General features: G+C 51.8%; 14 protein-coding genes. 8 read left to right on the top strand and 6 right to left on the bottom strand.

What is annotated here, in order from left to right; translation table 11 throughout:
* Positions 1 to 248 precede the first annotated feature (248 nt).
* From M4D81_RS32995 to M4D81_RS32975, 5 genes are all read right to left on the bottom strand, one after another.
* Positions 249 to 1235 (bottom strand): DUF4367 domain-containing protein, encoded by a 987-nt coding sequence (locus M4D81_RS32995; protein ID WP_260069467.1) that lies wholly within the window; start codon positions 1233 to 1235, stop codon positions 249 to 251.
* On the bottom strand, positions 1186 to 1785 hold the full coding sequence (locus M4D81_RS32990; protein ID WP_194540924.1) for an RNA polymerase sigma factor: 600 nt from the start codon (positions 1783 to 1785) through the stop codon (positions 1186 to 1188). Before M4D81_RS32990 ends, M4D81_RS32995 begins: the two co-directional genes overlap by 50 nt.
* A 299-nt stretch (positions 1786 to 2084) precedes the next feature.
* Positions 2085 to 2957 (bottom strand): aminoglycoside 6-adenylyltransferase, encoded by an 873-nt coding sequence (locus tag M4D81_RS32985; protein ID WP_260069466.1) that lies wholly within the window; start codon positions 2955 to 2957, stop codon positions 2085 to 2087.
* Between the two features lie 172 nt (positions 2958 to 3129).
* The gene (locus M4D81_RS32980) at positions 3130 to 4446 is read right to left on the bottom strand and encodes a glutamate-1-semialdehyde 2,1-aminomutase (RefSeq protein ID WP_260069465.1); all 1317 of its coding nucleotides are present in this window, start codon (positions 4444 to 4446) and stop codon (positions 3130 to 3132) included.
* 79 nt (positions 4447 to 4525) lie between these two features.
* Positions 4526 to 5614, bottom strand: a complete 1089-nt coding sequence (locus M4D81_RS32975) for an LCP family protein (protein ID WP_260069464.1) — start codon at positions 5612 to 5614, stop codon at positions 4526 to 4528.
* A gap of 129 nt (positions 5615 to 5743) precedes the next feature.
* Between M4D81_RS32975 and bcp the strand changes: the two genes are divergently transcribed.
* Entirely contained in the window at positions 5744 to 6226 is a 483-nt protein-coding gene (bcp, locus tag M4D81_RS32970) for a thioredoxin-dependent thiol peroxidase (protein WP_260069463.1), read from the top strand.
* A 348-nt stretch (positions 6227 to 6574) separates the two neighbouring features.
* Here bcp and M4D81_RS32965 read toward each other — a convergent pair whose 3' ends face one another.
* The gene (locus M4D81_RS32965; protein ID WP_260069462.1) at positions 6575 to 6871 is read right to left on the bottom strand and encodes a hypothetical protein; all 297 of its coding nucleotides are present in this window, start codon (positions 6869 to 6871) and stop codon (positions 6575 to 6577) included.
* 104 nt (positions 6872 to 6975) lie between these two features.
* Here M4D81_RS32965 and M4D81_RS32960 point away from each other — a divergent pair, with 104 nt between their 5' ends.
* The 7 genes from M4D81_RS32960 (at position 6976) to M4D81_RS32930 (ending at position 16294) form a co-directional block, all read left to right on the top strand.
* Entirely contained in the window at positions 6976 to 8283 is a 1308-nt protein-coding gene (locus M4D81_RS32960) for a polysaccharide deacetylase family protein (RefSeq protein ID WP_260069461.1), read from the top strand.
* A 270-nt stretch (positions 8284 to 8553) separates the two neighbouring features.
* Positions 8554 to 9024 (top strand): DUF1641 domain-containing protein, encoded by a 471-nt coding sequence (locus tag M4D81_RS32955; RefSeq protein WP_194540930.1) that lies wholly within the window; start codon positions 8554 to 8556, stop codon positions 9022 to 9024.
* 31 nt (positions 9025 to 9055) lie between these two features.
* Entirely contained in the window at positions 9056 to 10231 is a 1176-nt protein-coding gene (locus M4D81_RS32950) for an NAD(P)/FAD-dependent oxidoreductase (protein WP_071220853.1), read from the top strand.
* Between the two features lie 312 nt (positions 10232 to 10543).
* Positions 10544 to 12322: a cache domain-containing sensor histidine kinase gene (locus M4D81_RS32945; RefSeq protein WP_113059338.1), complete on the top strand. Its 1779-nt coding sequence runs from the start codon at positions 10544 to 10546 to the stop codon at positions 12320 to 12322.
* Entirely contained in the window at positions 12297 to 13850 is a 1554-nt protein-coding gene (locus M4D81_RS32940) for a response regulator (RefSeq protein ID WP_260069460.1), read from the top strand. Before M4D81_RS32945 ends, M4D81_RS32940 begins: the two co-directional genes overlap by 26 nt.
* 140 nt (positions 13851 to 13990) lie before the next feature.
* The gene (locus M4D81_RS32935) at positions 13991 to 15313 is read left to right on the top strand and encodes an ABC transporter substrate-binding protein (protein WP_071220850.1); all 1323 of its coding nucleotides are present in this window, start codon (positions 13991 to 13993) and stop codon (positions 15311 to 15313) included.
* Positions 15314 to 15343: 30 nt separating this feature from the next.
* On the top strand, positions 15344 to 16294 hold the full coding sequence (locus M4D81_RS32930) for a carbohydrate ABC transporter permease (RefSeq protein WP_113059341.1): 951 nt from the start codon (positions 15344 to 15346) through the stop codon (positions 16292 to 16294).
* Positions 16295 to 16299 lie beyond the last annotated feature (5 nt).

The following is a 16299-nucleotide window of genomic DNA, read 5'->3' as shown; positions in this document are numbered from 1 at the left end:
TTGAATTAAATGTATAAAAAATAGCTGTCGAGACTTTCTCGACAGCCTGGAGAGACGCCGGAGCGGCGTCTCTCTTTGCTTTCTCATATCCTTGGAACTAGTTGCTCAAGCCGGGCGAAAGGTCAGCCCTTCTTAAACACGGCCGCCTGATTCGTGTCCGGATCCCGAAACTGCCACAGGCGACTTTTTTTATATTGGTATAATGATTGCTATTTATGGCAGCCCTAAGCCAAGTGACATCACGCTGCTTACTTGGAATCCGCCTTCGGAATGATTGTCTTGGCAATGCGTATCAGCTCTTCGGCAGCGATGTCACCCGTGGTAGAGTTGAGCGAAAGCATGTAGTGATGTCCGGTGGTTGGTTCTTCATAGACCCAGTCCAGCTGCGCCAGCTGCGCCGAGTTTCCGCCGCTCCACGTTTTTTGCAGCACGTCCTGCCCGTTGATCTCGATTTTCCGGCTGGTCATGCCCGTGCTCTCGTCCCAGTAGGAGGTCACGCTCCCGTGGTCCCCGTTATTCAGAATGGTAAGGGAGACTTTTTTATTGCCGCTGGCATAATATACCGTCGAAAGCCAGAATTGATCGGTGAACTTCACCGGCATCAGGGCGTAGTCCTTCCCGGAGGCTTTGGCTTTTTCAAGCAGCTTTTTGGCGATGTCGGCTTTTTCCTGCTCGGTCAGCGGGGTCACATCAGTCTCGCGTTCCATGTGCACGCTGGCGTTTTTGAACGTATATGTGCCCGAACCGGACAGTTCCTTGGCCAGCGGCAAACCGGGCACGTTCACCATGCTTTGCAGCTTGGCGAAATCCTTGACGGCATGCGGAGTGGATTTGATGTCGATGACATGCTTTGGATTATCCGGTACGACGTAAATGATGGCGGCTTCGCCCGGTTTGATCTGTTCGTCCCAGATGGTGTTCATGAGATGTATGCGGTTCAGTTCCTTTTTTGAATAGTTTTTTGGTGAAGGCGCCTGAGCGTCCGATTTCTCCTCATAGAGAACTTCCCCTTTGCTGTTGGTTAAGGAATGGTACTGTACGGCGGCAAATCCGGTCGATGCGGTAAGCAGCATGCCGGCCATTAAGAGAATGCTAACTTTGTATTTCACAAAAAATCGCTCCTTTTTAAGTTGTTTTTCCCGAATTTGGTTCATGACGTGTTCCTGGAGGGCCGTCCCCGGCGGTTCAACCCTTTGAAAGAGTGGTTTCAGGTCCTGATCGTTGTCCTTGCTCATTCGTTTCTTCCCCCTCTGCCATGGCGTAATGTTTGCGGAACTTGGCTGCGGCCCGCTCATATTTTTTCCTGAGATAGGTCGTGTTGTGTTTCAAAATCAGGCTGATCTCTTGATAGCTCTTGTCCTCGACACAGCGCAGGATGAGCAGGCTTCGTTCCTCGGCGGTCAGCCTGGCCAGCGCCCGGAGCACGGATGGATTGTAGTATTTGTGCTCGATGACCTGATCGACATGCCGGTTATCCTGATCCTTCTGATACAGAAAGGGGAGGAATCGGGATAGCTTTCGCTTGCGGAGGTAGTCGATGCACTGGTTGCAGGCGATGCTGTACAGCCAGGCTTCGAAGGGCTTGTCCGGTTCGAATTTAGATAGATTGCGGTAAGCTTTCAGAAAAGCTTCCTGGGTGCAATCTTCGGCTTCGGCATAGTCGCCAAGCATGTGATAGCAATAGTTGAAGATGGCTTTATTGCAACGGTTCATGATCAGCTCATATTTGTCGATCTCTCCCTTCAAAACATCAGCAACGATCTGATGGAATGCTGGTTCATCCAAGTGGTTTCACCCCTTTACAATTTGTATTACGTTTGGGCAAAGCACAAATGTGACAAATGGATTCAATAAATTTTGTTTGCAGGAGAGGGCATTCGGCAAAATCGAGTTGGAGTAAGCGGTGCCCTGAATGGGTTGGGGAGAATTCTGCAACAAAAAGAGAGACGCCGGAGCGGCGTCTCTCTTTGCTGATTCATATTCTTAGCAATCGTGGCTTCACTGGGACCAGTGGTTAATCCGCTTTGAGCCCGGCTGCTTGGGTTCGATATTTGGAATCAAGGGAACCGCAGCTTCCCGCAATCTTAATAGATCGCCTTGGCATCCGCCGGCAGCTGCCGGACATGCTGCAGGAAGCCCGTTACGCGTTGATCCTGCCCCATATCATATTCAAAGCCCAGCTGCTCAGCAACATCCAGCGCGGTTCTGCGGAACAGCGCTCCCATCGTAAACAACGCCTCCCACACTTCTTCGTAGGTTCCGCGCGGGTAGGTGGACATCAGCTCGTTCCAACTGTCCGCAGACAGGTAGTTTTTCAAGTACTTGCCGTTCTTGCCCACGCTGAGCGAGAAATCGGTTTGGGCGCCCACCTGCCACTCCAGCATTTTCATCAGCATCGGCCGCATGATGTTGTGGAAGTGGTCTTGGGCATACAGTATTTCTTCCCGCCACAAGCCCTTGGCTACATACGTGGATACCCACCAGAACTCATTGCAACAATCCTCGAAAAAGGCTGCGGACGGACGCTTTACCCAAAAATCCTCGTCAGACGGAGCCGGAATCGTCGGGAACGCCTGATCTTTATCCATTAGGATTCGGATCAGTTTGTCCTCCTTGCAGTATTTTTCCTTCTCCTCAATGGGAATCAGAGTCATGTCAATCCGGTTGCCGTCGGTAAACAACATCAGGTACGAGAACCAACCTCCCAGATCCGGGGGGAACAGGGCCATGTTTTCGGGCGTCTGCAGAATAATCCGTTCACCGAAGACGTCAATCCAATCCGGGTCCTGAATAAAGCTCTCCATGTCCGTAACATGAAAGCTGATATCGTAATCCTGAAATATATCCTTAGGCACGTTGGGGTTGGTTCGGGAGCCTTCCAGGGTAACGGCCCGAACCCGTTCGTCGCGGGCTGCGTAGCCCAATACCAAATCCATCATTTCTTGCTCGCTTCTCATGTTATCCAGCCTCCGCATTCATATTTAGATTACTCATAATTTGAATCGGGCAGGTCAGGAGGTCCACGAATTCGGACCGTGGAAGCACGGCAGGGATATGGAGCATGTTATAACTTGTTCAACCGCTTTTTCATGAGGAGATCTCCTTTCGCGGGTTATGCATTTATCTATATTAATTCTTCATGGCCTTAAAAGATTCCTCCGTAGCCTCAAGCGTAGCCTCAATGTCGGCATCCGTATGGGCGGTGGTCATGAACCAGGCCTCGTACTTGGAAGGAGCCAGGTTCACGCCGCGGTCCAGCATGTGGCGGAAGAAGGCTGCAAAGGCTTCGCCGTCGGTGTCCTGGGCTTCGTCATAGTTCGTAACCGGATGGTCGCAGAAGTGAGTGGAGAAGGAGCCCCGGATGCGGTTGATTGTGAGCGGAATGCCGTGGCGGTCGGCGGATGCCTGCAAGCCTTCCGTCAGCTTGATGGTCAATCGCTCCATTTCTTCGTATACGCCTTCACCCTGCAGAACCTCCAAGCAAGCGATTCCGGCGGCGATGGAGGCTGGATTACCCGCCATGGTTCCTGCCTGATAAGCAGGACCGAGCGGCGCGACCTGTTCCATCACGTGTTTACGGCCGCCATAGGCGCCGATAGGCAGACCGCCGCCGATGATTTTGCCAAGCGCCGTAAGATCCGGCTGAATCGCCTCGTGATTGTTCAGACCGGCATAGGTTTGGGTAGATCCATAGTGGAAGCGGAAAGCGCTGATAACTTCGTCATAGATGACCAATGAGCCGTTATCGTGCGTCATCTGGCATAAGCCTTCGAGAAATCCCGGCTTCGGCATCACCATGCCGAAGTTGCCGACGATCGGCTCCACCATAACGGCAGCCACATCATCGCCCCATGCGTCGAGGGCAGCGCGCAGGCCTTCCAGATCGTTGAACGGAACGGTAATGACTTCCGTTGCAATGCTGGCCGGGATCCCGGCGCTGTCCGGAATGCCGAGCGTGGAAGGGCCGGAGCCTGCTGCCACGAGGACAAGATCGGAATGGCCATGGTAGCAGCCGGCGAACTTGATGATTTTGTTGCGTTTGGTGTAGGCGCGGGCGACCCGGATCGTGGTCATGACCGCCTCGGTGCCGGAATTGACGAAACGCACTTTATCCATGGACGGGATGGCAGCCTTCAGCATTTTGGCCAAAGTGATCTCAAGCTCCGTTGGGGTCCCGTAGAGGGTGCCGTTTTGAGCTGCTGCCGTGATTGCTGCCGTAATATGGGGATGGGCATGTCCGGTTATGATCGGGCCATAGGCTGCCAAATAATCGATATAGCGATTGCCGTCCTCGTCCCAGAAGTGAGCTCCATTCGCGCGTTTCATGAAAACGGGGGCGCCGCCGCCTACGGCTTTGAACGAACGGGAGGGGCTGTTTACGCCGCCTACGATATGCTGCAGCGCTTCTTGATATAGAGTTTCTGAACGGTTTCTTGATGTTGTCATTATCATTAACTTCCTTTCTTCATGAAGCAGGACAGGCAGCTAAAATGACATAGCTCCTGTCCTGCTTGCTGTAAGTGTATTAGTTACGATCCGTTGTTGCAGATGGAACAGTAGAGCTATCCGAATGACCATTCTCAGAATCGTCATTCTCAGAACCAGTGGTTTCAGAATTGTTTTCCGTACCTTGGCTGCCTTCTGTCTCAGGATCAGGCGTTGGCGGATTTAAGATGTCCTGGATATACTGTTTCAGCGTATCCGAATTACCGACCGTTAGAACGGCTGCCCCGCCGATATGTTCTTCCTTCAGGAGCTTCATCGGAGGCACCTGTTCGCTGCCGCTCATTTTACTCTTGTAGGCAACGTTCGCAAGCTTCCACATATCCTCAACATCGAGATTGGTATCGATATACGGGCTGACGGACTTCAGAATGTCCGGAAGCTTCATGATGGAAGTGGTGGTCTGCATTTTCTTGGCTACGGCCTTCAAGAGCTCGCGCTGACGCTCGGTGCGGGTAAAGTCGCCCATCGCATCATAGCGGAACCGCACATATTGCAGCGCCGCATTGCCATCCAGATGCTGCATGCCTTGCTTCAACTCGATGTCGTATTCGTTTTTGTCAGCTTTACTGGAATAGTTCATGTCCTTCTCAACATAGAAATCAACCCCGCCAACGGAATCAACCAGCTTCATGAAGCCCTGGAAATCCGTATAGACGTAGTATTGAACCGGAATGCCCAGCAGATCGCCTACTGCCTTCATGGCCGTATTTGGGCCGTGTGTAATGGCTGTATTGATTCGGTTTCTGTCATATCCGGGTATTTCTACGTAAGTATCGCGCAAAATAGAGAATAAGTGCATTTTCTTCTTCACGGGATCAATCGAGGCAACAAGCATACTGTCGGAACGAGGAATTTCGCCTTCCTCAAAACCGCGCGCATCCACGCCCATCAGCAGAATGTTAACCGTCTCCGTTCCTTCCCACTCGGGTGGCGCTGGAACTTTGGCATCTACCTTTTCAATTTCACGAAAAGGGGAGGATTCACCTGATTTCTGAAGACTCTGCAAGCCGTCGTAGAACGATGCCGCATAATAAATGCCGTAACCAATAATAGCGGCGAGGATGAGGCTGACACTCCATATAATCGTCTTCTTTGTTTTTTTGGTCATTGTGTTCTTCCTTTCGGATTACGCTGATGAATGAATTCGATAGAACATTTGAACATTCGACATTCATTCTATTATAATTTTTTTCGAAAAGACAATCAATTTTCGGGACTAAAGTCCTTATTTTAGGAGTTGAGCCTTATCGCAGATCAAACGCAGTTGACAGTTGGAAGCCAGGTGCCGGATTTTTCACTTCCGGCTTCGAACGGGGAGAAGGTAGCTTTAAGCGATTTTCGTGGACGTAAAGTCGTGCTGTTCTTCTATCCGAAAAATATGACCCCGACCTGCACGGAAGAGGCTTGCAGCTTCCGGGACCATAATGGAAGCTTGGAGCAGGCAGGGGCAGTCGTGATCGGGATTAGTCCGGATCCCTTGAAATCCCATGCCAAATTCATCGATAAGCATAGCCTGCCCTACTTGCTCTTGTCTGATGAGGAGCATAAGGTAAGCGAAATGTTTGACGTGTGGCAGATGAAGAAGATGTTCGGCCGCGAGTATATGGGTATTGTACGCTCGACCTTCTTGATTGATGAGCAGGGAAAGCTGGCCGCCGAGTGGCGGAAAGTGAAAGTAAATGGTCATGTCGAAGCGGTTCTCGCAGCCGTGCTGTCATAGCTATATGAAGAACGGTCCCTCAGCATGCCTGAACAGGCATGATAAGGGAGCTTTTTTTAAATAAATAAGACCAGAGGTATAGGTCCGCGAAGGCGAAGGGGGCCACTGGCTGCCCTCAGCGGCTCGCCCGCGTTTGGCTATTTACCGAAAGCGAGCTGTTTCGGGCCGGCAGACATAGGATCCCCTGTATGCTGTAAAAACGAGCTGTTTTTGAACCCATTTGGACACTCGATCCGCTATTTACCGAAAACCGATCCATTTGGGAGGCCATCCGGACAGAGGATCCGTTAATGCACCCAAAATCACGAATTTAGCCCGTAATATCTTGCAATAGCGGATCTCATGTCCTCACACCTCCATTAAAGGGCAGAAAACAAAGGAATAGCGGAACCACAGTCCTCGAATATCATCAAATACCGCTAATCCAGGAGAATCAAGCTGTTTGGGAGTACCATGCCCTGTTGCCGTCATTCGCCTGGTCCCCGTCGATTCCAGGGCCCAGTCACAAGGGCTTTTAGCGCGTTCACGGCATTGCCCCAAGAAGGTTCCGTTGCCCTCAAGGGTGGCGAATACGACATTGCCGGAAGAAACGGAGAAGACTCGCACGTCCGCGCCATTTTCTTGTTTGCCCGGATGTTCTATCATCCCTTCCGGTTGTAAAATATCAAATCCTAGTCTTTTTTTGAAACGCCCTCCATATAATCTATCAGGAAGCCGAACTCATAGAAACGATGGAGGTAGAGTTGATAATGAAAAATATGGTGCGGGTAACATCAATTGCGGTATTTTTCGGCGTGTTGGCATTGCTGATCATGATCGGTATGGGGCTTGAGGTCCAGCGGCCGATAGACATATATGTGGAACAGGCTCCTCTGGCATCGGCGCCAATGACAGCAACTCGGCAGGATGTACAGGTGAAGCCCGAAGAGGCCAGCCTGCCAATCGTCACGACTGCATTCAAGAATACACCGGCCGTGAACGCCGCACCTGTTCAATATAAGAAACAAAGTGACAAAACGGTATACCTGACATTTGACGACGGGCCATCGGATCTGACGCTGGATGTTCTGGATATTTTGAAGCGCGAAGGAATTAAAGGCACATTTTTTGTACTGGGCAAGGAGGCGGAGACCCGTCCCGAAATTATCAACCGGATCTATGAGGAAGGCCATGTGATTGGGAATCATACATATGATCATCGTTATGACGAGCTCTACGGACATTTTCAGGATTTCTGGGGGCAGATTAAGAAAACGGAGGAAATTATTCGTTTAATTACGGGTGAACGGCCGCAGCTGGTCAGAGCTCCCGGGGGGACGGCCGGACATTTTGACGAAGCCTATTTTCAATACATGAAGCAGGGGGGATATCAAGTATTCGATTGGAACGTCGACAGCGGCGATTCCAGGTATCGAGGTGTTCCGGTTAAAGACATCGTCAAAGGGGCAACCACCAAAGTGAACGGCAATGAGTCGATCGTGCTTCTTCATGACGGTAAAGGGCATGCTGAGAGCGTCAAGGCCCTGCCGGAGATTATTTCCTATTATAAAAAGCAAGGTTATGCCTTTGACGTATTGTCTCCGGAGATCCAGCCTGTTCAATTTCGTGCCCAGCCGAGTGCTCGTAAGGCTTCTCAGCCTTCAAAGCAGTGGATTCGCGAACATGTCACAGCCAATGCCGCGCTATTTGAGACCGGGAGAACGCTTGCTGTGGAATTTGGAGGAATGGAGACTGCATTCGCGGCAGGTGAATACAAAATGGTGGACGGCCGGTTGATGGTACCGCTGCGATCCCTGGTGGAGCGGCTCGGCGGAAGCGTGACCTGGAAGTCTCACAACAAGACCGTACAGGTGACGCTTGCTGGGAATCGCTGGGAAGCGGACCCGGTGGGTGGCTTGTTATTCCCCATGCAAACAGGGGGCAAACCGGTGTCTTCGGATGTTCATTTAATCGGCGGTACGGCTTGGATCCCGCTTCGGGAAGCGCTTGACTTTTCCGGCCGCCCTGTTACAAGAGTTACATATGAAGAAAGCGAGTATCGCGTTCTAACTTTGTAGTCGAAAATTGCATTTTATGTTTGTAATTATGCTTCACAAGTTATAGACTAGTACTTAGAGATATTTATCACAATCCCTAAGATTGTTTCCGAATAAAGGAGGGGGAAGTTTCCCCCTGCTTTATTTTTGGCGATAGTGAGTCACCCATAAGTTCGCACTTTTGTAAGTGATGCATAATAGATACCGGTTATCCCAAAATTAAAGCTAGCCGGTTCGATCGTCGCCAAGTTCATCTTGGGAATTCACTTAAAGAAAAGGAGGCAATTCTTTATGACAGAAACATCTTCTCCACAGCCGTCCGAAACTCCGGAAAATGTTGTAGGAAACCAAGAAGCTGCGGCGTCCAGCCGTCCTGATGTGCTGCTCGAACAACTGCTCAAGCCCGAGGTTCAGGAATCCCTCACAACTCTCGTGGACAATCTTCCAAAACTTACGGAAATGCTGACCGTCATGACTAAAGCTTATGACTTCGGTAAATCCGTAGCTACGGATCCCGTGCTTGCGGAAGACACCATGGCTTCCCTTAGCGGATTCGCGAAGCCAATCACGACAGCAGCAAAAAGCGTTGCATCTGCAGCTATCGAAGCCGGAGACCGTGTACACGCTCAAGGCGACCAAGCTCAGATCGGCGTATTTGGTCTGATGAAAATGCTGAAAGATCCTCAGGTTCAAAAGGGTCTTCGCTATGCTCAGGCTTTTTTGGACGTTCTTAACGAGCGCGACCAACAAAACAAGCGTTAATCCATAATCATACGAAGAACGGAGGATGGTCATGTCTAAACATATTTTAATTTTGGGCGGAGGCTATGGCGGCTTGCTTAGTGCGCTTTCTGCACGCGAGCATTTTGGTGCTGCTGCAAAAATCACGCTGATCAACCGTTTCCCAACCCATCAGATCATTACGGAATTGCACCGTCTGGCAGCAGGCAACATCGCAGAGAAAGCAGTAGCTTTGCCGCTCGACAAGCTTCTGCGCGGCGCGAACGTTGACCTGCGCATCGGCAACGTTAAGGAAATCAAGCCGGATGAGCGTTCGGTTTCCCTCGATGACGGCGGAAACTTCACCTATGATGCCCTGGTTATCGCACTGGGCAGCGAAACGGCATTCTTCGGCATTCCGGGACTGCAAGAGAACAGCTTCATTCTGAAGTCCGTGAACGATGCTAATCGTCTGCGTGCTCATGTGGAGTCCCGCATTGCGGAATACAGCAAAACGAAAAACAAAGCGGACGCTACCATCGTGGTTGGCGGCGGCGGCTTGACTGGCGTTGAGCTTGTTGGTGAATATGCCGATATGAGAAGCGAGCTGGCTCGCAAATACGGTATCGACCCACAAGAAATCACGCTTTATTGTGTTGAAGCAGCTCCTTCGATTCTGCCGGGCTTCCCTGCTGAATTGGTTGACCGCGCGACAACAAGCCTGCAGAAACGCGGCGTGAACTTCCTGACCGGATTGCCGATCACCAAAATGGACGGTACAACTGTTGAACTGAAAGACGGCAGCACGATCGAAACCAGCACATTGGTATGGACTGGCGGCGTACAGGGCAACTCCGTTGTGGCTAACTGCGGCATCGAAGTCAATCGCGGACGTGCGGTTGTTAACGAATTCCTGCAATCCGCATCTCACCCTGATGTATACGTTGCAGGCGACAGCGCGGTGGTTATGGGACCTGAAGGCCGTCCATACCCGCCAACGGCACAGCTCGCATGGCAAATGGGCGAGCTGATCGGCTACAACATCTTCGCTCAATTGAACGGCGGCGCACCAGCTTCGTTCACACCGGTATTCTCCGGTACGCTCGGCAGCTTGGGACGTAAAGATGCCATCGGTACCATTGGCGCTAACAAGACCCAATTGAAAGGTCTGCCTGCAACCTTGATGAAAGAAGCAAGTAACATGCGTTACCTGTCCCACATCAACGGTTTGTTTACACTGGCTTACTAAGCCTAGAAGGCGGCATTATATCCACATATAAAGAGATGGGCCCGAGATTTTCGGGTCCATCTTTTTTTTATTTGCGCAGTCCAAACATAAGCAGATGGACTTAGGGACATCGACATGAAAACATAATACGATGATTACACCCGGGAGCGAGGGATATAACAGGATCTTCATGGTGCTCCGGAGCGGGATGTTAGAGAAGGAGGTAAGGGAAAGGCAGAAGGTGAAAAGGAAGATGAAAGAAGGTCAAACAGTTATGTAAGCGCTATCGTAAAAGGTTCGCAGTTTTCATTTTATGAAACGGAGGGAGCTTGTATGCGGGGATATCATCGTCTTCATTCCATTGTCACTCAACTGTTTTTGTTTTTTTTCATCGGCACAACACTCCCGGTTCTCATTATGGGGTTCCTGTCGTATAACAAATCGGCCTCGATCGTGGAGGAACAGGTTAGTAAAGTGGCTTCCCTCACCATCACCCAAGTCAGTGACAAGCTGAACATGTTCTTCAAGAAGCTGGACGACTCCTCGATGATGGTGCTGAACAGCAAGGTGGTTCACGGCATACTAGAGGATCAGAATATCAGTAAGTATGACCTGACCTTGAAGGTGAAGGAGGGGAAGGACCTGCTGACCTCCATCATGATTAACTCGCCGGAGATATTGGACGTGTACGTGTTTGACGTGCAACGTAACAATTCGGTTCTCAGTGCCGATTCCTTGATGTCCATCCCGGACCAGTGGGATTCTCCATGGTATCGATCGATTCTGGAGGCGAACGGACAGGCGGTATGGTTCGGCTTGTCGGATACCTCCTACCTGAAGCAAACGGGAATGGGATTTCCGGTCTTCGGACTAGGTCGGGCGATTCGGAGCTGGGATACAGGGGAGATTGTCGGAGTCATGTTTATCGAGATTATGGGGGATGTCCTGATCGATGAATTAAACCACGTCCAGTTCGGGGACACGGGGTATATGTACGTGGCCAATGACGAGAATCGTTACTTCTATCATCCGGATCCTTCGATGTACGGGAGGCAGTCCCGGATCAAGCTGCCCTCGGATTTGACGGAATATAACTTAAACAACAACAAAACGCTGATGATCCCCTCGCGCCTGAACAACGGCTGGCATGTGGTAGGCATGGTGCCGCTGAAGGAACTAACGGCCGATTCCGCCAGCATCCGGAGCTTCACGGTCTGGATTGTATTCGGATCGATTCTGGCAGCGATCGGCATGGGTTATTTCATGACGCGGAGAATCGGCAATCCGCTCGTTCACCTGAGCCGCTTGATGCGCAGAAGCGAGGCAGGCGATTTATCGGTCCGCAGCAAGAATGTAGGACCCAGCGAGATCGGTCAGCTGGGCAGAAGCTTCAACAAAATGATAGAGCAGATCGACCTCCTAATCCGGCGCATCGCCGCGGAGGAGTCCGAGAAGAAAAAAGCCGAAATCCGCGCGCTGCGGTATCAGATCAATCCCCATTTTCTCTACAATACGCTGAACTCGATCCGCTGGATGGCCAAGCTGAACCGGACGAATGACGTGGATCAATCGGTTACGGCCCTTGTTCATCTGCTGGAGGGGAGCCTGGAGCGCAATGGGGTGTTCATACGCCTTGGCGATGAACTGGAGCTGCTTCGCAAATATATGATCATTCAGAATTACCGCTATGACCACCAAATCGAGTTAAGGATCGATTGCCCTGAGGAGATGGAGGGCCTTTATGTTCCCCGGATGCTGCTGCAGCCGATCGTGGAGAATGCGATCTTTCACGGAATTGCCCCGCTTGATGAAAGGGGCGTCATTCAGATCCGGATAACATCGCAGCAGCAGGATGTCATGGTGCGGATCGAGGACAATGGAATCGGCATTAAGCCTGAACGAATAAAAGGACTGCTGTCCTATGAGCAGGATCACTCCAAGCATGGCATGACCCATATCGGCCTGCGTCATGTTCACCAAACGGTTCAGCTGTATTACGGCAGCAGATATGGGGTATGGGTGGAAAGCCCGGAAGACGGAGGAACGCGGGTCACAATCACGTTTGCGAGACAAAGGGGGGACGATTATGTACAGAGTGCTGCTCGTGGATGACGAAGCGATCGCGCGTACGGGGCTGCGCTCGACCTTCGACTGGGAGAAATACGGTTACCGGCTTGTGGGCGAGGCCTCGAATGGACAGCGGGCCATGAAGTGGATCGTAAACGGGGATTTGGACATTCTGATCACGGATATCGCGATGCCGGTCATGGACGGGTTGGAACTGACCCGTCGGACAAGGGAGCTTTGTCCTTGGGTAAAGGTACTGCTGCTCAGCTGTCATAGCGATTTCGAATACGTGCGCGAGGGCATCAGGCTTGGCGCTTCCGATTACATTCTCAAGCCGACGCTCGATGCGGACTCTCTGGCTGCCGTGCTTGATCACATGCGTCTGAAGCTGGAAGAGGAGAAGCAGATGCAGCGGATTCTGACCGAGCATGAGCAGCAGCAGCGGCTGAATAAGAAGAAGGCCGCCGAGAAAACGCTCTTTCAGGCGCTTTCCGGAGAGCCGGGCGCAATCGCCAGCCTGGAAGCACGAAATCTTAACGGCGATTATATGCTGGCCGTGCTCCAGCTTGATTCTGATCCAGGGGCTGGCACGGCCGGGGTGCAGCACAAGGATTGGCATGACGAGATCGAGCGATTGATGGAGCAGTTATATGACCAGGTGCCGGAGGCGCTGGCCGTTCGGCTGGAGACGGACCGGATCGCTGTGTGCTTGCCGTTAGGGGACGAAACAAATCGGCAGGTTTTAGAGCACGAAGCGGCTATCCGTCTGCCGATCCGATGCACCATGGGGCTCAGCAGGAGATATAACGGTATGGATAAGCTGCAGGAAGCGTTTCGAGAAGCTAGCGAGAGCCTGGAGGGCCTATTCTTCCATCGAGATCAACAGATTCTTCGGGCAGAGGAGCTCCCTCTTACTGATGCCGATTTGGCCCAGAAGACGTCTGCTTCCGAGATGCATTCCCTTAGAGCCGCCCTGGCGGTTGGAAACATGGTCAAAACTGAAGAGAGGCTGCAGTCAGTCATGCAGCGCTGGCAGCCCGGACGGATGAAAAAGCAGGAGGTCCTCCGGGAAGCAGAGGAACTTCTGAGCTTGCTCGCAATGTTTCATCTTCCCGGCGGCCCGCCGCTTCCGCAGATCGGGGAAGTGGGCAAGCTTCGTTCGGTGGAGGAAGTGAAGGAGCTGGTGCTCCAAGGCTTCCATACCTTGCGTGAGGAGGCTATGCGGCACCCTTTACCGGAATCCACGCTGCATGAGCGGATCGTGTTGCAGGCCGTTCAATATATTAAGGCGCGCTTTGCCGAGCCGATCTCCTTGCAGGAGGTGGCGGACGAAGTGGCCGTAAGCCGCAACTATTTTAGCGAAATGTTTAAGCGCGTCACCGGACACAACTTCATTGACTATGTGATTGATCTGCGGCTGAAACGGGCCAAGGAGCTGCTCTCCACCACATCGCTGCGCGTGTATGAAGTGGCGGATCGCTCGGGATTTAATGACGTGAAATACTTCAGCAAACTGTTCAAGAAGATGGTAGGCATGACGCCCGCGGAATACCAGGGACAGCATCGAAAATAATGGGAATTTCATAGGATCGGAAAAGAATCCACTTTTTCGGAACAAAATCCGTTCAAAAGCTTTTTGTCAAAATTTTATAATTAAAGCGTTTACAAGAGCTTGCCAGCGAGTCCAAATCTGGTTTGAATGGAGGAAATGAAATGACAAGGAAACAGGTGAGAGGGTCATTGCTTGCAATCATTCTTCTACTATCATCCATACTCCAAGCGTGTGGAGGCGGTGGAACATCAGAAGGTGGGGAGTCCGGAAGCGGTGAGAAGGTCAAGATCAAATGGGCGACCTGGGGAAATCCCGGCGAGCTTACCCGCTTTCAGGAGCTCACGAAGGACTTTAATAAGAAGCACTCGGACATTGAGGTCGAATTTATTCCGATTCCGGGCGAGTATGATCAGAAAATATTAACCCAATTAACAGGAGGGACCGCCCCGGATATCTTCTATGCGGGGGACGCCCTGGTCGTGAAACTGATCGAGAATCAGAGCATTGAGAATTTAACGCCGTATATGGACGCACCGGAAAGCGTGATCAAGAAGGAGGATTATTTTGAAGGCTTGTGGGGCGCAGCCGTTCGGGATGGTCAGACCTTCGGGGTGCCGGTGGACTGTAACCCGATGGTGCTGTGGTACAACAAGAAGGTGCTGAAGGAAGCAGGGATCACCGAGATGCCGGCCGATCTTCAGGCGAACGGACAGTGGACCTGGGACAAATTCAAGGAAATGTCGGACAAGATCCGGGACAGCAAAAAGTACGGCTACGTGCTGGATAACTCCTGGAACAGCTATCACAGCTGGGTTACTTCCAACGGCGGCCGAGTATACGACGACGAAGGGAACTTCGTAGCGGCTTCGGATCCGAAGGCGATGGAGGCGTTCCGCTTCCTGTACGACAACGTGAAATCCAAAAACATCACCTTCTCCGGCACGCTTCCCAAAGGGCAGGGCGGGGATGCCATGTTTATGTCCAACCAGGTCGGATTCGTTGCTGCAGGCCGCTGGTACCTGCCGCTGTTCAAGAAGAATCAAGGACTTGAATATGACGTGGTCACATGGCCAACCAATACCGGCAATAAAATCGAGCCGGCCGGTATCCCGACCGCATACATGGTGATGAACAAGGCATCGAAGAATAAGGAAGCGGCATACACCTTCTTCTCCGAGTACGTAAGCAAAGAGGGTCAACGTTTCCGCCTGCAGGGCGGCGGCAATGCTGTCCCGTCGGTACAGGGAACGGATGAAGTGGTGCTGGAAGGCAATCTGCCGGAGCATGCCCAGTTATTCCTGGACGCGCGTGAGATCGGGTATTCCCTGACTCCGTTCGAGGCCGGTATTCCCGGGCTTAGCCAGGATATTACGTCCAAGTTCGAGGCGTTGTGGCTGAAAGATCAGGATCTGGAAAGCTCGTTGAAGGATATTCAGGATATGGCCAACAAGAAAATTCAGGATTACAAGAGCGGCAAGAATTGATCCAGCTCTGGGGAGGAACGGTGAGATGAAATGAACACGCAGCCTGCAGGAAGCTCCGGAGCCGCTCCTTCTCCGGAGCGGATTCCGGAGAGGAGAACGACCTTAAAGAGCAAGACGTCCGACGGTTTATGGGGCTACTTTTTTATCTTCCCCCAGATGATCGGCTTGATCGCTTTTTCATTGGTCCCTCTCATCTCGGCTTTTGTCATCAGCATGATGAACTGGGACGGCATGGGAGCCAAGAAGTTTATCGGTCTCCAAAATTTCGTGTCCCAGCTTCAGGATGAGGAGTTCCACATCGCACTGGTGAACACGGTGTATTACACGATTCTGTCGGTACCGACAGGCATCGTTCTCGCCATGCTGGTAGCGGTAGGCTTGAACCGGGTTCGCGGGAAGATTCTGTACCGGCTGATCTACTTCATGCCGAACATTACGATGTCCGTTGCCGTCGCCGTTGTGTTTATGTGGCTGTTCAACGCCGACTTCGGCCTTATTAACATGTACCTGCAGCAGTGGTTCGGGATAACGGGCCCCTCCTGGCTGACGGATTCCAGGTACGTGATGCCTTCGATTGCCCTGCTGAGCGTCTGGATGGGGCTGGGAGGCAACATGGTGCTGTTCCTTGCCGGGCTTCAGGGCATATCGAGAAGTTATTACGAGGCAGCCGAGATTGACGGCGCCGGCAAATGGCAGCAGCTGATCCATATTACGATACCGCTGCTGTCCCCGACGACCTTTTTCGTAACGATCATGTCCATTATCGGTTCCTTTCAGGTGTTCGACCAGTCGTTTGTCATGACCTCCGGCGGGCCGGCGAAGGCCAGTTATACACTTGTCTATCACATCTATGAGACCGCCTTTGCGGACTTTACCTTTGGCAAGAGCACGGCATCGGCGGTCATCCTGTTCGTGATGATTCTGTCGCTTACCCTGTTCCAGATGAAAATGTCCAAGCGGTGGGTGCATTACGAAGACTGATGGTC

This window comes from Paenibacillus sp. p3-SID867, assembly GCF_025142895.1.
Taxonomy (GTDB): domain Bacteria; phylum Bacillota; class Bacilli; order Paenibacillales; family Paenibacillaceae; genus Paenibacillus_AQ.
The sequence above is the reverse complement of the archived record's forward strand: the minus strand, read 5'-3'. Positions and strand labels throughout refer to the sequence as shown.

Coding starts and splice junctions, on each gene's coding strand:
- M4D81_RS32995 (WP_260069467.1), bottom strand. CDS start 1,235: ATGAGCAAGGACAACGATCAGGACCTGAAACCACTCTTTCAAAGGGTT.
- M4D81_RS32985 (WP_260069466.1), bottom strand. CDS start 2,957: ATGAGAAGCGAGCAAGAAATGATGGATTTGGTATTGGGCTACGCAGCC.
- M4D81_RS32980 (WP_260069465.1), bottom strand. CDS start 4,446: ATGACAACATCAAGAAACCGTTCAGAAACTCTATATCAAGAAGCGCTG.
- M4D81_RS32975 (WP_260069464.1), bottom strand. CDS start 5,614: ATGACCAAAAAAACAAAGAAGACGATTATATGGAGTGTCAGCCTCATC.
- M4D81_RS32965 (WP_260069462.1), bottom strand. CDS start 6,871: ATGATAGAACATCCGGGCAAACAAGAAAATGGCGCGGACGTGCGAGTC.
- M4D81_RS32960 (WP_260069461.1), top strand. CDS start 6,976: ATGAAAAATATGGTGCGGGTAACATCAATTGCGGTATTTTTCGGCGTG.
- M4D81_RS32955 (WP_194540930.1), top strand. CDS start 8,554: ATGACAGAAACATCTTCTCCACAGCCGTCCGAAACTCCGGAAAATGTT.
- M4D81_RS32950 (WP_071220853.1), top strand. CDS start 9,056: ATGTCTAAACATATTTTAATTTTGGGCGGAGGCTATGGCGGCTTGCTT.
- M4D81_RS32945 (WP_113059338.1), top strand. CDS start 10,544: ATGCGGGGATATCATCGTCTTCATTCCATTGTCACTCAACTGTTTTTG.
- M4D81_RS32940 (WP_260069460.1), top strand. CDS start 12,297: ATGTACAGAGTGCTGCTCGTGGATGACGAAGCGATCGCGCGTACGGGG.
- M4D81_RS32935 (WP_071220850.1), top strand. CDS start 13,991: ATGACAAGGAAACAGGTGAGAGGGTCATTGCTTGCAATCATTCTTCTA.
- M4D81_RS32930 (WP_113059341.1), top strand. CDS start 15,344: ATGAACACGCAGCCTGCAGGAAGCTCCGGAGCCGCTCCTTCTCCGGAG.